At 70.4% G+C, this 17,635-nt stretch carries 13 protein-coding genes; 6 read left to right on the top strand and 7 right to left on the bottom strand.

Features of this window, described 5'->3' with window-relative positions; translation table 11 throughout:
* Both IT371_00830 and IT371_00825 read right to left on the bottom strand, forming a co-directional pair.
* Positions 1 to 2,937: hypothetical protein (locus tag IT371_00830; GenBank protein ID MCC6746168.1), on the bottom strand; the 2,937-nt coding region annotated here is incomplete at its 3' end.
* On the bottom strand, positions 2,934 to 4,319 hold the full coding sequence (locus tag IT371_00825; GenBank protein ID MCC6746167.1) for a cation:proton antiporter: 1,386 nt from the start codon (positions 4,317 to 4,319) through the stop codon (positions 2,934 to 2,936). The genes IT371_00830 and IT371_00825, both read right to left, overlap by 4 nt.
* Before the next feature lie 514 nt (positions 4,320 to 4,833).
* On the opposite strand from IT371_00825, the gene IT371_00820 reads away from it, so the two are divergent.
* The 5 genes from IT371_00820 (at position 4,834) to IT371_00800 (ending at position 9,524) form a co-directional block, all read left to right on the top strand.
* Positions 4,834 to 5,406 (top strand): transposase, encoded by a 573-nt coding sequence (locus IT371_00820; GenBank protein MCC6746166.1) that lies wholly within the window; start codon positions 4,834 to 4,836, stop codon positions 5,404 to 5,406.
* A 179-nt stretch (positions 5,407 to 5,585) separates the two neighbouring features.
* Complete coding sequence (gene arsB / locus IT371_00815) at positions 5,586 to 6,698, top strand: ACR3 family arsenite efflux transporter (GenBank protein ID MCC6746165.1); 1,113 nt, start codon at positions 5,586 to 5,588, stop codon at positions 6,696 to 6,698.
* The gene (locus IT371_00810; GenBank protein MCC6746164.1) at positions 6,695 to 7,171 is read left to right on the top strand and encodes an arsenate reductase ArsC; all 477 of its coding nucleotides are present in this window, start codon (positions 6,695 to 6,697) and stop codon (positions 7,169 to 7,171) included. Before arsB ends, IT371_00810 begins: the two co-directional genes overlap by 4 nt.
* On the top strand, positions 7,168 to 8,079 hold the full coding sequence (locus IT371_00805; protein ID MCC6746163.1) for a PhnD/SsuA/transferrin family substrate-binding protein: 912 nt from the start codon (positions 7,168 to 7,170) through the stop codon (positions 8,077 to 8,079). Before IT371_00810 ends, IT371_00805 begins: the two co-directional genes overlap by 4 nt.
* The gene (locus IT371_00800) at positions 8,076 to 9,524 is read left to right on the top strand and encodes a HAMP domain-containing histidine kinase (GenBank protein ID MCC6746162.1); all 1,449 of its coding nucleotides are present in this window, start codon (positions 8,076 to 8,078) and stop codon (positions 9,522 to 9,524) included. Before IT371_00805 ends, IT371_00800 begins: the two co-directional genes overlap by 4 nt.
* Here IT371_00800 and IT371_00795 read toward each other — a convergent pair.
* Genes IT371_00795 through IT371_00775 form a run of 5 tightly spaced genes read right to left on the bottom strand, consistent with a single transcriptional unit; the run spans position 9,514 to position 15,636 of the window.
* Positions 9,514 to 10,836: a sigma-54-dependent Fis family transcriptional regulator gene (locus IT371_00795; protein ID MCC6746161.1), complete on the bottom strand. Its 1,323-nt coding sequence runs from the start codon at positions 10,834 to 10,836 to the stop codon at positions 9,514 to 9,516. The genes IT371_00800 and IT371_00795 overlap by 11 nt on opposite strands.
* Positions 10,811 to 11,494: a molecular chaperone TorD family protein gene (locus IT371_00790; protein ID MCC6746160.1), complete on the bottom strand. Its 684-nt coding sequence runs from the start codon at positions 11,492 to 11,494 to the stop codon at positions 10,811 to 10,813. The genes IT371_00795 and IT371_00790 overlap by 26 nt, the downstream gene beginning before the upstream one ends.
* Positions 11,487 to 12,089 (bottom strand): 4Fe-4S dicluster domain-containing protein, encoded by a 603-nt coding sequence (locus IT371_00785; protein MCC6746159.1) that lies wholly within the window; start codon positions 12,087 to 12,089, stop codon positions 11,487 to 11,489. Before IT371_00785 ends, IT371_00790 begins: the two co-directional genes overlap by 8 nt.
* Before the next feature lie 12 nt (positions 12,090 to 12,101).
* Positions 12,102 to 14,822, bottom strand: coding sequence for a molybdopterin-dependent oxidoreductase (locus IT371_00780; protein ID MCC6746158.1), 2,721 nt, complete (start codon positions 14,820 to 14,822; stop codon positions 12,102 to 12,104).
* Between the two features lie 10 nt (positions 14,823 to 14,832).
* Positions 14,833 to 15,636, bottom strand: coding sequence for a hypothetical protein (locus IT371_00775; protein MCC6746157.1), 804 nt, complete (start codon positions 15,634 to 15,636; stop codon positions 14,833 to 14,835).
* A 303-nt stretch (positions 15,637 to 15,939) separates the two neighbouring features.
* Between IT371_00775 and IT371_00770 the strand changes: the two genes are divergently transcribed.
* The gene (locus tag IT371_00770) at positions 15,940 to 17,634 is read left to right on the top strand and encodes a hypothetical protein (GenBank protein ID MCC6746156.1); all 1,695 of its coding nucleotides are present in this window, start codon (positions 15,940 to 15,942) and stop codon (positions 17,632 to 17,634) included.
* Position 17,635 lies beyond the last annotated feature (1 nt).

The following is a 17,635-nucleotide window of genomic DNA, read 5'->3' as shown; positions in this document are numbered from 1 at the left end:
GCGTCCCTCGAGCTCGAGCCGCTGTCCCTGCTCGTGCCGCACGCGGAGGGTCAGGCCGGCCTTCCCCGAGGCGCGCACGTTGGGCCAGACGCGGCTCGAGGAGGCCAGGTGCCCGCTCCGGGGCAGCTCGAGCGCGGCGCCGAGCTCGAGCTGCAGCGGGGGGAGGCGCTCGGGGCGTGCCGTGAGCGCGCGCTCGACGAGGCCGGAGAGGGTGAGCCGCAGGCCGCGCGAGGGGATGCGGGCCGAGAGCTCGCGCAGGTCCACCGTGCCGCCGGGTCGCAGGGCGGTGCGCAGCGCGAGCGCGATTCCCTCCACGGGGCGGTCGAGCACGCGGCGCAGGCCGAGGCGGCCAATCCGGCTGCGCAGGCGGAGGTCCCCGGCGAGGACTTCGATCCGGGGCGGGAGAGCTGGCCAGCGCGGCTCGAGGCCCCGGAGGTCGCTCTCGAGGTCGAGCGATACGTTATTAAGGTGCGCCCCCTGCTGCGCGTGGCTCAGCCCGCGGAGAGTGGTTTGCAGGGCGATCCGGACCGGCTTGCGGGCCCCGCCCGCGTGACGCGCCGCCAGTCGGGTCTTCAGTCCTTCCACGTGGAGGTGCTGCCCCGGCTGACGCAGCGAGAGGGCCTCCACCGCGGTCTCGACGGTGGCCTCGGCCGAGGCGAGAGCCACCGGTTTCCCTGCAAGCACTGCCGCGAGCGGCACGGGCGCGCTGAAGGTGGAGCGAATGCGAAGCCCGCGGCTCGAGAGACCGGCGGAGTCGAGGCGGAGGCCTTCCGCCTCGAGGCGCGTCTGAACCGTGGCCCCCGAGGGGCTCAGCTGCACGGCGAGGGGGAGCTTGAGCCCCGTGGCGAAGACGCCGGCCTTGGGGAGCGCGAGGCCCGCGAGGCGCTGATCGGTGGCGACCTCCAGCAGGCCGGGTCTGGTCTTGATGGTCCAGCGGTCGTTCACGCCGCGCAGGCGCAGACCCGCCGTGGGGTCCTCGAAGGTCACGCCGTCGAGAGAGACCTGCGCGTCCAGCTCGAGGGGGAGCGGGCTCTGGCGGGTGCAGCACCAGGCGGCGAAGAGGGCCCCGGCGCCCTCCTTCGCCAGGGTGCGCGTCACGCGGGCGCGCAGGGTTTCCGTCAGGCGCGTGCGGAGGGCGAGCTTCACGGAGGTGCGACCACGCACGGTGCGGCCGCCGAGCCGGGCGCGGAGGGGGGCCGGCAGAGCCCGCACCACGCTTCCCAGCTCGCCGGGCACGAGCTCGAGGGCGAGCGACACGCCGTCGCGCCCGCCGCCCTTAATGTGACCGTGGGCCGTTGCGCGCAGAAGCTCGCCGAGTCGGAGCTCGAGCTCGGGGAGCTCGGCCGAGCGTTCGCGAAGCTGCGCCGCGGTGGCGAGCCGCAGGTGGAGGGGAAGCTCGATCGCACCGAGGGCAGGGTGCCTCACCCCCACGCGCGCGACGTCGAGGGCGAGGCGCAAGCCCGCGAGCTCGGGGGCGAGCCCTTGCTGGTCCACGCCTCCGGCGAGACGCAGCGTGAGGCCCCGGAGGCTCGCCCCTGGCGCGCGCGCCGACGCGAGGCGCAGCTCCCCCTCGAGGAGGAGGCCCGGGAGGCTGGCGCCCGGAGTCACCTCGACGGCAGACCTCGCGCGGCCGGAGGTCCCTCGGGGAAGCGCGGCGAGGAGCGCCGTCGGCGTCTTCGGAGCGGCGGCACCGACGGGCGCGGCCTGGAGGCGCAGGGTCCCCGAGAGCCCGCGCGCTTCGAGGCGCGGAGCCTTGCCCTGCGGCCCGTCGATCCGGGCCCAGAGCCCCGTGAGCTCTACGCGCCCGGGGTGCGGAGCGAGTCTGGCCTCGTTCGGACGGTCGAGCGTGCCGGCCACGCGCACCTGCTCCACCCGCAGCTCGCCCCCGGCGTCGATCCCGGGCGCGAAGGCGCGGAGGTAGGGGCGCAGGCGGTCCAGGGGGAGCTGAAGACGTTCGAGGTCGAGCGCCAGCCGGCGATCGCCGCGCAAGAGCCCTTCCACGGCCGCCTTCAGCCGGACGAGCTCCGCTCCGTCGAGCTGTAGCCGCAGGCCGTCGACCTGGGCCCTGTCGGCCAGCTCGTCCGCGCGGGCCTCGAGGGCGAGGCCGAGAGCCGCGGCAGGCAGGACGCGCGGCAGGCGCAGCGCGCGGGCCCTCGCCTCGAGGCGCAGCGCGAGCGCCACCTTCAAAGGTTGAAGGCGCTCCACCTTCAGGTCGAGGCGCAGAAGGCTAGCGAGCTTCGCCTCGGTCGGGGGCGCTCCGCTCGCGGCTGCTCGACGGACGGCCACGTTCGCGCGGCGCGGGTCGGGGTTCTCGAGCGCGACCTGCACGTCGAAGGCGCTCCCCGACGGCGCGTAGCGGCCCTTCGCGGTGACCTTCAGCGCGTGCAGCACGGCGCGCTGCTGGCCGTCGTCGAAGTAAGCGCCGAGGCCGCTCACCACGAGCTGGTCCAGGATGAGCTCGAAATCCGATGGGGGCTTCGCCGGCTCCGGCTCCTTTTCGCCCTTCGGCAGTCGCTCCAGAAAAGCGAGCCAGCCGAGCTTTCCGCCTCGCGCCTCGGCGTAGGCCACGGGGCGTTCCACGCGGAGCTCGAGCACGCGCAGCCGGCCTTTCGGCAGCTCGCTCAGGTCGTAGCGCAGCAGGAGACGGTCCACCGTCAGGAGCGGCAGCCCGTAGCCCTCGGGGGGTCCGAGCCAGAGGTCGCGCAGCTCGACGCGGCTGCGGGGTTCGAGCGCGAGGTGCCCGAGGTAGATCCGCTCGTGCCCGAGCACCTTCTGCAGGATCGGCAGCGCGGCCCGGCGCAGGAGGTCGGCCGGCGGTGCCGCCAGAAAGGCGGTCGCGAAGAGGGCGAGGCTCGCCACGGGGACGAGCACGAGAAGACCGAGTCGCGTGAGCCAGCGTGCGACGGGACCGCGCCTCTTCCGGCCAGCCTCGGTCAAGAAGGCCCGGGGTTGCCCGTGGAGCGCGACCGCCGGTTCAGGCTCCACTTCAGCGCGGGGGGCGTGATCATCGTGGTGACGATGACCATCACCACCACCGCCGAGTAGACGCCCGGCGAGACGACGCGCTCGCCCTTGACCGTCAGCGCCGCGCCGATGTTCGCGAAGATGAGTCCCACTTCCCCTCGCGGGATCATGCCCACCCCGACGGAGAGGCGGTCCACCCCGCGGCCGAGCGCGCCCAGGGCGCAGGCCTGCTTGCCGAGGATCGCCACCGCGGTGATGGCCGCGGCGAGGCTCGCGACCCCCGGCTGCACGAAGGCGCGCAGATCCGTCCGCATGCCCATCAGGACGAAGAAGACGGGCACGAGGAAGGAGGCGATGGGCTGCACGAGCTCCTCGAGGCCGTGCTCGCCGCGGGTCACGAAGTCGCGATAGTGGGTCTCCTCGAGGATCAGCCCCGCGGCGAAGGCTCCGACGATGGGGGCCAGGCCGATGGCGCCCGCGAGCCAGGAGAGGAGAAAGCAGAACGAGAGCCCGAGCGCGAGCAGGACGCCGCGCGCCTGCAGCTTGGACGCCACCCAGAAGAGTCGCGGGGAGAGGAGCACGCCGAGGAAGAGCGAACCGACGAGGAAGGCCCCCGCCTTGCCCACCACCCAGGCGATCTGGCCCAGGCGCACCGCGTCGCCGTGGTCCGCGGCCGCGATGATCGCCGTGACGACGGCCAGCACGAGCAGCCCGAGCACGTCGTCGATCACCGCCGCCCCGAGGATGATCCGCGCTTCCTTGGTCTGTCCGCGGTCGAGGTCCTTCAGCACCCGCGCCGTGATCCCCACGCTGGTGGCCGTCAGCGCGGCCCCGATGAAGGCGTGCACGTAGACGCTCGAGGCGGGGAGGAGCCAGCCCGAGGCGACCCAACCCAGCCCGAAGGGGGTGATCACGCCGAGCACCGCTACGAGGAGGGCGGAGCCGCCGACCTTCAGCATCTGGCTCACCGTCGATTCGAGCCCCACCTCGAAGAGCAGGATGATCACGCCCAGCCGCGAGAGCAGGTCCACCGCCTGGTCGTGCTTCAGGTAGTCGAGCTGGCCGAGGCCCGCGAGCGAGAGGTTGCCGAGCAGCACCCCGACCACGAGCTCCCCGAGCACCGAGGGCTGCCGGACGCGCGTGGCCAGGTCGCCTCCGAGCTTCGCCGCGACGAGGACCACCGTGAGCGCGAGGAGGACCGGGGCGACGGGGTCTTCGTGGCTCGTGCCCGACGAGGACCCGGGCGGGCCGCTGGCCCAAGCGCTGGCGCCCGCGAGAACAAGAACGAGCACGAGCAGGGCGCCGGCCAGGAGGCCGGGGAGAACGAGCGAGCGTCGCGACGGTCGCGCGGGCATGACCACTCCTTGAAGGGCGGCAGTATAACGCAACCCGCGCCGAGACTCTCCGTCGGGAAAAGGGGGGCGTGATCGCGGACCGTCGGCCAACGGTGCCCGGAAGCTGGTGACACTGGTCAGGGGTGGTGGCCGACGTCGTGCAGCCGCCCGATGGGGCGACGCGCGACAGGTGGTGGGGGGAGCGCGGGCGGCGGTGAACGCACTCGGGGGGTGAGCGAGAGCGCGGGCGGCAGTGGGCGCATGCGAGCGGCGGGGATGGAGCGGTGCGCGGGCGAGGATGGCTAGCGACGGAGGGTGGGCGAGAGCACGAGCGGCGGTGGGCGCACTCGGAGGGCCGGGGTGGATCGGTGCGGTGGGTGTGTGTTTGTGCAAGGAAATCGCTTGACGTCAGACCAGCGACTTGCTACTATTAGCCCTATTCATGATGGCGCACAAACGCAACTCCTCCTCGGGAGATGGCCGGCCTTCAGGCACCCGTGCGCCGGCGGGTTTTGCGAAGCAGCTTCCATTGCCGATGCGGGAGGCGAAGGGCTGGGGCGGGAAACGCAAGGGTGCGGGGAGGAAGAAGCAGCCCGGGAGCAGCTTGCCGCACCGGGCGCGACCGCTCCTGGCCAGCCGGTTTCCGGTGCACGTGACGATGAGGGTCGTGTCAGAGCTACCCAACCTGCGCAAGAAGCCGCAGCTCCGGGTGATCGAGGCCGCATTTCGGGCGGCGCTCGGCCACCACGGGCTCAATCTCGCGCACTACTCGATCCAGAAGAACCACCTGCACCTCATCACCGAGGCCAAGGACCGGGACGTCCTGATGAAGGGGCTACGGGGCCTGGCGATTCGCCTCGCCCGGCGACTCAACGACCGCCTCGGGCGGCACGGGCGGGTCTTCGCCGAGCGCTACCACCAGCGCATCTTGCGCACGCCGAGCGAGACGAAGCACGCCCTCGCCTGTGTGCTCCAAAACCGACGGAAGCACTGCGTGCCGGTGCCGCCCTCGGGAGAGCCCACGGTCGGCGCGCCACGAACCTGGCTCCTGCGCACGGGCTGGAAGCTCCGAGGGAAGCTGCGTACCGACGAAGTCCCGGGACGCTGAGCTTCGAGAGGACGGCGGCCGAGCTCGCCACCGCCTCCGGCGAAGCGGGGCCGCCTCGAGGCGCATGACCGATCATCGTGGATGACAGCCAAAGGGGGGCCGACGGGAGCTCGCGTCCCCTCCGTTCCGCAGGTGACGGCCGTTGCGTCGCACGTCCGCCGGACGTAGCCTTCCCGACGATGCGCGAGCAGGGTACTCGTCCGGTGCCCCAGGAGCCGCGAGAGGGCGTGGCCCGGCGCCTCTCCTTTCTGGACCGCTATCTGACGGTCTGGATCTTCCTGGCTATGCTCGCCGGCGTCGGAACCGGATATCTCTTCCCCGGCATCGTGTCGCTCCTCGACCGGCTCAGCGTCGGCACGACCTCCATCCCCATCGCCGTCGGGCTGATCTTGATGATGTACCCGCCGCTGGCGAAGGTGCGCTACGAGGAGCTCGGGCCGGTCTTTCGCAACCTGAAGGTGCTCGGCCTCTCGCTGGTGCAGAACTGGGTCCTCGGTCCGCTCCTCATGTTCGGTCTCGCGGTGCTCTTTCTGCGCGACAACCCCGAGTACATGGTGGGGCTGATCCTCATCGGCCTGGCCCGCTGCATCGCCATGGTCATCGTCTGGAACGACCTCGCCGACGGCGACCCCGAGTACTGCGCCGGGCTCGTGGCCTTCAACGCGATCTTTCAGGTGCTGCTCTATGCCGTCTACGCCTACCTCTTCATCACCGTGGTGCCTCCCTGGTTCGGTCTGAAGGGGGTCGAGGTGCGCATCACCATCGGCGAGATCGCGAAGAGCGTGGCGATCTACCTGGGCATCCCCTTCGTCGCCGGTATCGTCACGCGCTTCAGCCTGCTCAAGCTCAAGGGCCCACGCTGGTACGAGGAGAGGTTCATTCCAGCGATCAGCCCGATCACGCTCGTCGCGCTCCTCTTCACCATCGTGGTCATGTTCTCGCTCAAGGGCGAGACGATCGTCCAGCTTCCCCTGGACGTCCTCCGTATCGCCATCCCGCTGCTCGTCTACTTCGTGGTGATGTTCTTTCTCTCCTTCTTCATGTCCAAGAAGGTCGGCGCCACCTATGGCCAGGCCGCGACCCTCTCCTTCACCGCGGCCTCGAACAACTTCGAGCTGTCCATCGCCGTGGCCGTCGCGACCTTCGGCCTGCACCACGGAGCGGCCTTCGCGGCGGTGATCGGGCCGCTCGTGGAGGTGCCGGCCCTCATCGGGCTGGTTCACGTGGCGCTCTGGCTCCGGCGTCGCTTCTTTCCGGCTGCGGCACGAGACGCCGAGAAGGTGCGACCGTGACCGACTGGCAGGCCGACGTGGCCCGGCTTCGTGCCCTGCATCCGAAGGGGATCCTCTTTCTCTGCGTGGCCAACTCGGCGCGCAGCCAGCTGGCCGAAGGAATCGCCCGGAGCCTGGCCCCGCCGGAGGTGGCGATCTTCTCGGCGGGCTCGCGGCCGACGCGCGTGCGCCCCGAGGCGGTGGCCGTCCTCGCTGAGCTCGGGATCGACGCCTCGGGCCAGCGCTCGAAGGACGTGGCCGAGATCCCGGCCGCCGAAATCGACGTCGTGATCACTCTCTGCGCGGAGGAGGAGTGCCCCGTCTTTCTGGGACAGGCCACGCGCCTTCACTGGGGTCTCCCCGATCCGGCGGCCGTGACCGGCTCGGACGACGCGCGATGGAAGAGCTTCCGTGCCGTGCGCGACGAGCTGCGGCGGCGTCTCGGCGCGCTCTTCGGTCCGCCAGACGATGGCGCGGGGGGCGAGCGACCGTGAAGGTGAACCCGCGGCTCGCCGTCCTCCTGCTGCTGGCCGTGGCCCAGCCGTCCTGCACGCGGCGGCGGGGCGAGGTGGAGGTGGCGAGCTTCGAGGAGCGCGTTCCCACGGCGGCCGTGCGTGCCCCTCGCGGCCTGCGCGTCGCCGTCGCGGCGATGGTCTCGCCCGAGGAGACGACCGGGGCCTACGCCCGCGTGGTTCGCGAGTTCGGCGCCTCCGTCGGTCGCGCCGCGGAGATCATCCACGGCAGGTCCTACAGCGAGGTGAACGCGCGCCTCGCCACGGGGGACCTGGACCTGGCCTTCATCTGTACCGGCGGGTACCTCGAGCTCCTAGAGGAAGGGCGGGGGAGCGACATCCTGCTCGCCGTCCCGCGCGTGGCCGGGCGGACCACCTACCGGTCGGTGGTGATCGTGCGGGCCGATTCGACGGCGCTCGGCTTCGAGGAGCTTCGCGGCACCCGCTTCGTCTTCACCGACCCGCTCTCCCTCACCGGGCACGCCTATCCCGCATCCCTGGCGCGCACCACCTTTCGCAAGAGCGGAGCATCGTTTGCATCCACCGCGTTCGTGGGGAGTCACGACCGGGCCATCCGATCCGTGGAGCAGGGCCTCGCCGACGCGGCAGGGGTGGACGAGCTCATCTTCCTCGAGTGGACGCGGCGCCGCCCCGCGGGAGCGCCCCGCCTGCGCATCCTGAAGACCTCGCCCGACTTCGGCATGCCTCCGGTCGTGGCGGCGCTGACGGTGTCTGCCGAGACCCGGCGGCAGTGGCAAGAGGCGCTCCTCCGGCTCCACGAGCGGCCCGAGGCGCGGCGCGCGCTCGAGCAGCTCCGCATCGAGCGCTTCGAGCGCGTGACGGCGAAACTCTACGACTCGGCCCGCGAGCTCTGGCGCGCGTTCAAATGAAGGACCATGGCCCGGCCGTGGCGCCCTGGCGCCGCCTGTGGATCAAGCTGGCCGTCTTCGGCGTGCTGGGGGTCATCCTGACCTACCTGCTGCAGTGGTCCACCGTCCGTCACCTGGTCCGGACCATCGAGGACGAGCTCTCCGAGCGCGCGCGTTCTACGACCTACCTCGTGGGGCGTCAGGCGGCCGACGCGCTGCTCTGGGGCGACCGCGTGACCCTGCAGGAGCTCGTGGACACGGTCGCGGCCTCGGCGCCGGTGGCCTACGGCGTGGTGCACGACGGGTCCCAGGTCCTGGCCTCCTCCTTCCGTGGCGGCACGCCGAGGGCGCTCATCAGGTCCCGACCGGACCTCCGGCCGCTCCTCCTCGAGGTGGGCGAGAGACGCTTCCTCGACCTGGCCGTCACCCTGCGCCACTCGCGCCACACCCAGCTTCGCGTGGGGATCGACCTGTCGGCGCACGACGAGCGGCAGCGTCAGCTCTGGCTTCGGCTCACGGGCGTCGCCTCGGGGCTGATCGGGGTGGGCCTGCTGGCGGCGCTGCTCGTGGGGCGGTCCGTGGCGCGGCCGGTCCGCGAGCTCGTCACGGCGCTGCAAACGATCGAGCCCGCCGAGGCACCCGTCGCGCTCCCCGTGCGCCGACGGGACGAGATCGGCCTGCTCACCGCGCAGGTCAACGAGATGCGACGGCGACTCCACGAGGGCTTTCTCCGCCAGGAGGAAGCGCGGCGCCGCGAGATCCACACCGAGAAGCTGGCGGCGCTCGGCTCGCTCGTGGCCGGCGTGGCCCACGAGGTGAATAACCCGCTGGCCGGGCTCCGCAACTGCCATCGGCTTCTCGCGAGCGAGAAGATCTCCCTCGAGAAGCGGAGGGAGTACCTCGAGCTGATGGGCGAGAGCCTCGATCGCCTGCAGGAGACGAGCCGCCGCATGCTGGACTTCGCGCGGATCCGGGAGCCCCGACGCTCTCGCGAGTTCCTGACACACCTCGTGGCGCTCGCGGCCGACCTCGTGCGCCCGACGCTCGTCGGCCAGCGGATCACGCTGCACGCCGAGGTGGACCAGGCGACCGGACTGGCCGTGGACGGGGACCCGACGCAGCTCGCGCAGGCGCTCCTGAACCTCCTGCTGAACGCGGCGTACGTGACGGAGACGGGGGGCGCCCTCTGGATTCGCGCGTATGCGAGCGGGGCTCGGGCCGCCATCGCGGTCGTGGATCGGGGCCCGGGCATCCCGCCCGAGCTTCGCGCGGCCGTGGAGAACCCCTTTTTCACCACCAAGCCCGAAGGGCAGGGGACGGGGCTCGGGCTCTCGGTGACGCGGACCATCGTGGACGCCCACGGCGGGGACCTGACCTTCGACTTCCCGCCCGAGGGAGGGACCGTGGCGACGATCTGGTTGCCGCTCGCGAGGAACGAGGCCCCACCCGAGACGCTCAGGGCTTGAGCTTCTCCCAGAGGTTCTTGCGGGAGATGCCGAGGATGCGCGCCGCCTCCGCGCGACGACCATCGACGTGCTCGAGGACGCGCTCGATGTAGAGCCGCTCGAAATGGCGCACGGCCGCGGGGAGGTTCGGAAAGCCCTCCAGGGCCAGTAGGCCGGGCATGCTGCCGCGAAAGGGTGCCGGCAGGTGCGCTACGTCGATCGCGGCACCGCGCGAGAGAGCCAGCCCGTGCTCCAGCGCGTGAAGCAGCTCGCGCACGTTGCCTGGATAGTCGTAGCCGAGCAGCGCCGCCACGGCGGCCGGCGTCAGGTGCGGGAGCGGTACGCCCCGGCGGTCGACCGCGCGGTGCAGGAAACTGCTCACGAGCAGCGGGATGTCGCCCCGACGGTCGCGCAGCGGTGGCACCACGATCTCGATCACGTTCAGGCGAAAGAAGAGGTCCTGACGGAAGACGTTCCGCTCCACGTCCACGCGGAGGTCGCGATTCGTGGCGCCGACGAAGCGCACGTCCACGTCCACGGAACGGCTGCTGCCGACCGGCTCGAAGCACTTGAGCTCGATCGCGCGCAGGAGCTTGGCCTGGTGGTCGAGCCGCAGCTCTCCCACCTCGTCGAGAAAGAGCGTGCCGCGGTGCGCGGCGAGGAGCCGTCCCTCGCGCCGCCGGAGCGCTCCCGTGAAGGCCCCCGCCTCGTGCCCGAACATCTCCGCCTCGAACAGGTCTCCCGGGATCGCCGCGCAGTTGACGTGCACGAAGGGGTGACCGGTGCGCGGGCTCCGTTCGTGCAGTGCGCGGGCGCAGAGCTCCTTGCCGGTGCCCGTCTCGCCCATCACCAGCACGTTCACGTCCGCCTCGGCGGCGGCGTCGACCCGCTCCAGCACGCGTCGGATGGCCGGCGAGTCGCCCACCATCTCGACGGCCCGGCTAGGTCCTCCCTCGGGGCTCGGAGCGCGGAGCCTCCGTTCGGCGGCGATGCGCTCGACGCGCAAGAGCAGCGCGTCGATGTCGAAGGGCTTGGTGATGTAGTCGTGGGCGCCCCTGCGCATCACCTCGACGGCGTCCTCGACCCGGCCGTAGGCGGTCATGACGAGCGCGGCCGCGTCGGGCTGGACCTCCCGAAAGCGAGCGAAGAGGGTTAGTCCGTCCACGTGCGGCAGGCGAACGTCCGTCAGGAGGAGGTCGACGCTCTCGGCGTCGATGGCGGCGAGAGCCTGCTGCCCGTCGGCGACGGCGAGGACGGTGTGGCCCGCCTCCTCGAGCGCGTCCCGGACCGTTACGCGGACGGGACGGTCATCCTCGACCAGCAGGATCCGCAACGCCGGCCTCCCTCTGCTGTCCGCCTGCCAGAAACCGCTGGTCGAGCGCGATGAGAGCGTGCAGGGCCTCGGCGAGGGCGCGCATGAAGCCGGTCTTGGCCCCCCCCTTGACCTTGTCGACGAAGGCCGGGATCCACTGCGCGAGGTGTCGGTCCACGAAGTGCCGCTGCGCCTCGCTCCCCGCCGGTTCCCGGTCCGCCAGCGTGGCGAGGAAGGTCAGCTCGAGCCCCACGTGGTCCGGAGGGATCTGCTTCATCCCGTCGTAGCCCACGCCCGCCTCGGCGTAGCAGCGCAGCACCTCACGCGCCGGCTCGCCCCACACCTCGCGGTCCTCGGCGCGATAGAGGCTCTCCCAAGGGGGAGCCAGGGCCTTGCGCCCGAGGCCGAGGAAGAGCAGCCCGTAGTCGGTGCGGATCGCGTCGGTGTGCTCGGTCTCGCGCAGGCTCTGTCCCAGCCGACCGAGCGCGGCGCTCAAGGCGGGTGCTCCAGTGGCCTTGGCCGCCAGGCGTTCGAGCACCCCCTCCGTGCGCATGCCGTCGAGGAGTTCGGCGGTCGGGCACTCCCTGAGCAAGCCGCCGATGAGGTGGTAGCTCAGGGAGCGCAGATTGCCTTCGCCCCCCCAGGCGAGGCCGGTGGTCGTGTCGTGAGGGCTAGCCATCGCGTTTGAGACTGAAGCGCACCGACGGGTTCGTCAAGGCCGGGTCGCTGAGGTCCGCGTAGCCGGTCGGCGGCTCCGTGGTCTTCTTGGCCTCTCCGAAGGTTCCGCCGTCGATCTTCGCCAGGTCGGCGCTGAAGTGCAGCGCGTACGAGGTGCAGGAGAGCACGCAAGCCGGTATCCGCTTCTCGACCGGGAGCACCGTGCTGTTCAGGCGGTGCGCGCACCCCGTGCACTTGTCCGCCTTCTTCGTCTCGGGGTCGTAGGAGATCGCCCCGTAGGGACACGCGGCGATGCAGCGCCGCGCGCCGGTGCACTTCTTCTCGTCGATGGTGACGACGCCGGTATTCGCGTCCTTGGTGATCGCGCCGCTCGGACACGCCGTCACGCAGGCCGGCGTCGCGCAGTGGTTGCACGACATGCTGATGAAGCGGCGGAAGGGCTGCTCCGCCCCCGCGGCTCCGGTGAAGCCCTCCTGCTCGATCACCCGCCGGCGGCGCAGGCCGGGCTTGAGGTTGAACTCCTGCTTGCAAGCGGCCTCGCAGCCCTTGCAGCCGATGCACTTCGCGATATTCACATGCCAGCCGAATTGGGGCATTAGCTCTCTCCTTTAGGCTTTCACGACCTGGCAGATCGCGTCCTTGTTGGCCACCTGAGCCGAGTGGGTCTCGGCGCGCGCCGGCAACAACCAGCCGTCGTGAGCGCCTCGTCCCATCGCGACGCGTCCGAGCGCCCAGTGCCCGAAGCCCCGCACAAACCCGACGGTGTCCTGCCGGATCGTGAAGGCCAGGTGTGCCTTGGCTTTCACGACGCCGTAAGGGCTCTGGACCCAGACGGCATCTTCTTCCTCGATGCCCCGCGCCTCGGCGGTCTTCGGGTGCATGATGAGCCGGTTCTCGGCGCGCAGCTCCATCAGCCAGGGGTTATTGAAGGTGCGGCTGTGCGTGTGCTCGACCTCCTTCCAGGAGATGAAGTAGAGCGGGAAATTGGTCGTGGGCTGCTCGAGCTGTCCTTGGTACACGGGGAGCGGGTGAAACCGCACGTCTCCGGCCACGCTCACGCCGCCGGGCTTGGTCTTGCCCGTGTAGGCGTCGCCGAGCGCCGGATCCCAGAACTGGAAGCGCCCGCTCTGCGTGCCCAGGATGCCCGGGGCCTCGTCGTAGGTGGTGGGCGTCGCGCTCGTGGCGTAGCCCAGGATCTTGCCGTCGGCCTTGTTGCGCACCACGAAGACCTGGTCTCCGGCCGGTCCGAAGGTCTTGACCTCCATCGCCGCCGCGTCGAAGGCCTTTCCCGTCGCTGTCTTCTTGTGCTTCTCGTAGTGGGTGCCGCCCTTGGCCGCGCCGAAGTCCTCCATCCAGAGGCCCTCCTTCTTCAGCTCGTCCCAGGTCATCTGCTTGGTCCAGCCGCCCTTCATGAACTCGATCCACTCGGCCTTGTTGTACTCCTCGTCGACCGTGAAGGCCGGAAGGGTCTTGAAGCCGGCGAGCCCCATCGCACCGCCCAGGTCCATGAAGAACTGCGCCTCGCTGCGCCCGCCGATCCAGGAGCTCACGACGGGCTGGCGGAGGTTGTTGGCCCGGAACGTGACCCAGCGCGCGTTGTAGTCGAAGCGTTCGAGGTAGTTGGAGCCGGGGATCACCACGTCGGCCAGGAGCGCGGTCTCGCTCATGTGCGTGTCCACGACCATGACGAACTCCATCGCCGAGAGCGCCATCCGTGTGCGCTCCGGGTCGGGCATGGACATCGCCAGGTTCTGGAAGACCACCACGCAGGCCTTCACCGGGTAGGGGATGCCGAGGAAGTCGCGCTGGGTGATCATCGTTTCGCGGGCGTCCACATAGCTGCCCGAGCCGTGCCCGTAGACGTATTTCTTCGAGAAGGGGGTCTTGGCGGGGATGGTCGTCCCTGCCGGGTAGGTAACGCCGTTCTTGTCGATGAGCGTGCGATTCGAGGTCGCAGCCTCGGTGGTGGTGATGTCCACCGTGCCGTCGGCGTGCCAGCCGTCTACCGCGGGCCACGCGGAATTCTTGGGCAGCCGGCTCGGACCTTGCCGCTCGGGGACGATCATCGTGCCCGGCTTGTCGATCACACCGAAGAGGCCGAGGAGCATGCCGATCGCGCGCCCGCCCTGGGTCGCGTTCATCTTGTGCCCGGGGCCCGACCAGGAATCGATGCAGATCTTCTTGCCGGCCTTGTAGGCGGCCATCAGCTCGTCGGCGAGCGCCTCGATCGACGACTGCGGGAGGCCGGTGATGCCGGCGGCCCACGCCGCGTTCTTCACGGTGCCGTCGGCGTAGGCGCCGGTGTCGTTCAGCCAGGCCTTGAAGGTGGCGAAGCCGAGGCCCATCTTGGTCGCGAACTCCTCGTTGAAGTTCCCCGTGCCGGCGGCGTTGACGATGCGGTGGCAGAGCGCGAGCGCCAGCGCGCCGTCGGTGCCGGGCTTGACCGCGAGCCAGGTGTCGGCCTTCGAGGCGGTGGTGTTGAAGACCGGGTCCACGTAGGTGAACTTGAAGCCGGGCTTGGCGCGTCCGCGCGCGAAGGCCTTGGCCAGCCAGACCCACTTGATGGCCGAGAGGAAGTTCCAGCCGAAGACGAGCAGGTAGTCGGTGTGCTCGAGGTCAGCGAGGGGGCGCTCGTTGCCCATCGTCGAGCGAAAAGCCGACTTCCGGCTCGTATCGCAGAGCATCGAGTGGTTGTGGTAGTTCGGCCCGCCGAGGCCGGCCAGGAAATCCTGCTGGATGTGCGTGAAGGAGTGGTCCTCTCCGAACCAGAAGAGGGAGCGCGCTCCGTACTGCTTGGTGAGGTTTCTGAGCCTGCCCGCGGCGAGCTGGATCGCCTCGTCCCAGGTGATGGGCACGAAGGAGGAGGAGTCGCCTCGGGGACCCACGCGCTTCATCGGGGTCTGAAGGCGGTCCGGATCGTAGAGGGACTTCCGGGCGGAGTTCCCCTTGCAGCAGAGGCCGGAGGTCTCGTACTTGTCGCCCGTGAGCGCGAGCTGGGCGGTGAAGGCCGAGGAGACGCTCGCCACCTGGTTCGGGTCGCGGTAGGGCTCGATCTTGCGCAGCACGCCGCTCGAGTCGACGAAGCATTCGATGCCGCACTGCCCGCCGCACATGTTGCAGCCCGAGCGGATCCACTTACCCGCGGCGTAGTCGGTGATCTCGGCGGCCTCGGCCTGGGAGATGGTGCGGAAGAGGCCCGGGAGGCCCGTCATCACCGCCGCGCCGCCGCCGACGGCCGCGCTCCACTTCAAGAAGGTCCGGCGGGTCACGCCACGGTGCTCCCGCCCCTGGTCGCTCGTTCTACCGGTGTCGTGCTTGGTCTTCGACATGGCGGTCTCCTCAGAATTTCGACGGGTAGTTGGCATGACAGCCCTTGCACAGGGTGACCGCGACGGTCTTGCGCAGCGCGATGCCCGGGGTCTCCCAGCCGGCGCGCTCGATGCTCACCGAGGCGTGGCAGAAGGTGCACGGCTGGGCGGCGTGGCTGGTCATGGAGTGGAAGGGCTTGAGCTTGGGGTCGAGCGAGACCTCGTTCTTCCGGTCGGTGTGACAGGCCACGCAGTTGGCCTGGGTGTAGATGGCGGTCTTGGCCTTGTTCATTACTGCATGGAGGTTGATCGCGCTGACCATGCGGCGCACGGCGAGCTGCAGCGTGACCTTGGCGCCCGCGCCGACGACGAGGGGGCCGGCGGTGGTGCTCACCGAGCCCGTCGGTACGACCTTGTCGCCCGAGAGCGCCAGGCCGGCGGTCTTGGCCGTGAAGCGGTACGTCCCCGGGGGAACGTCGGCGATCTTGAACTGGCCCGAGGCGTCGGTCGTGGCGGAGAGGCCCGGCGGGTCCGATTCCACCTTCACGCTGGCCAGCATCGTGGGGCCCGGAACGTCGGCGTCGATGACGGTTCCTTGGACCTCGCCGAGGCCGGCCCCCGTGCCGGTGCCCGTGCCCGGGTCGCCCTTGGCTCCCGGGTCGCCCTTCGCCCCCGGATCGCCTTTGGTGCCCGGGTCGCCCTTCGTCCCGCTCGTGCCCGGCTGACCGGGGGCGCCGGCAGTGCCTTCGCATCCGGCGAGCACGAGAGCTGCGGCCAGGGCCAGGACGGTTGAGAAGCACCATTTCACGAGGGGGCCAGGGAGTGAGCGCATCATGGTTCCTCCGAAGGGGGGCACGTTCGCGCACCGGGGACCGCGCCGGCACGCGCGGACCGTGAGCAAGAGGTGCGCCAGTGGCGGAAGGCCTGGATCTGTCGCGGATCGGTCGGCGCCGAGGCTGCGGCCGTTACCAGGCCGTAACGGTTCATGGCGCTCCGAACGTGGCCCGCGTCACCCTTCCGCTACGCGGCTTTCGGGCGCGCCTCCGCGCCGCGCCGCCTCCCTTGACACCCGCATCGCCCTCGACGACCCTTGGGCCCTCGACGAACGCGAGGACGAACCATGGTGCGGAGCTTCCGTGTGGGAACTGTGCTGGGCTTCCTTTGTATGGGCCTCTTGGCGGCCGGCTGCGAGGACAAGGGCACGGCGAAGGGGGACGGCGGAACGACACCCGGCACTGATGGGCAGGTGAGCCAGACGGACGGCGGCGGCCCGCCTCCACCGCCCACCGGGATCGTGATCTTCAAGAAGGCCGGCGAGAGCGCCGAGGCGAGCTTCGACAAGGGGGACGAGTCCTTCCTCGTGCTCCCCTACTTCCCGTCGGAGTCCACGGCCGAGGCCATCGACTACGCCATCAAGGTCACCAGCCCCACCTCGGTGAAGACCTTCGCGCTGCGGCACACCCCGTCGCAGCCGATGCGCGTGACCAACCCCGCCCTCTGGGCCAGGTGGCAGGACCGGCTCGCGGCCGAGTCCTGGGCCCGCTCGCTCGCGCAGAACGTGGTGCGCGGCCCCTTCAACGTGCTGCGGAAGCCGGGCTCGATGAACCAGCCCATGGCGAGCTGCACGCTGAGCAGCCAGTGCAAGGACACGGAGGTCTGCCAGGCGGGGACCTGCACCGGGACGCCCACGATCAAGGTGGAGAAGTTCGCCACCACGTCGAAGACCAAGACCATCACGACCAAGCTGATGAAGAAGGGGAAGCTCGCCGCAATCCTGGTCGACGATCAGGACACGGTGCAAGACGGCGAGCTCACCGCGCTGCTCGACGCCTTCGAGAAGATCATCTACCCGCGCGACGTGGCTCTCTTCGGGAATCCTCCGCTCAAGGCGGGGAGCGCGCAGCTCTCGTCCGACCGCAACGCCGACGGGCTGGTCTGGCTCGTGCTCACGAGCAAGGTCTCCGAACGCAAGAGCGTGGGCTTCTTCGCGGCGAGCGACTTCGACGACGTGAAGAGCGACGCCACCTCGAACGAGGCGGACATCCTCTACGTGCTGCCGCCGTCGACCAAGGATCCGCTGAAGAATGTCTACCCGATCCTGGCGCACGAACTCCAGCACCTGCTCGGCTTCGGCAACAAGGCCTACCGGGCCAAGCTGGCGGGAGGGCAGGCCGCGCTCGAGGCGCTCTGGCTCGACGAGGGGCTCTCGCACTTCGCCGAGGACGCCTGCGGGTACGGCGGCGAGAACGTGACGCTCCTCGACCAGGAGCTCTTCCCGACCTTCTCCGACCACTCGCTCTTCTCGGGCAAGGACAGCATGGGGCTCCGCGCGCTCGCGCTCACCTTCGTGCGCTGGCTCTTCGAGCAGAAGGGGGGGGTGACCTATCCGACCGGGGGGACCGAGCTCATCGCGGACAAGGGGGGCGCGGCGTGGCTGAAGAAGGTGCACGCGAGCGCCAAGATCGGCACGGCCGTGATCGGCGAGACCTTCGGCGACCCCAAGGAGGCCTTCGACCACTGGCTGGCCGCGGTGGCGCTCGACGGGCGCGGCGTGACCGACTACGTGCGCTGGAACTACCAGGCGCTCGTCGAGGACCCGCTCACGAAGAACACCATCGGGCTGAAGATTCGCGGCAAGCGCCGGGACGCGACGGGGGCCGAGGTAGAGCTGAAGGGGCCGATCGAGGCCGCGCTCGCCGGGGCGAAGGAAGACACGATCAAGCCGGCCACCTCGAGCTTCTTCTTGCTCTCGGGGCAAAAAGGGAAGGTCACGATCTCGGTCACGAGCAAGGAGGCGGGGTTCCGCTTCGCCGTCGTTCGCGTGAGCAAGTAGC

Source organism: Deltaproteobacteria bacterium (assembly GCA_020848905.1).
Lineage (GTDB): Bacteria > Myxococcota_A > Polyangia.
This window is presented reverse-complemented; position numbering and strand designations above follow the sequence as displayed.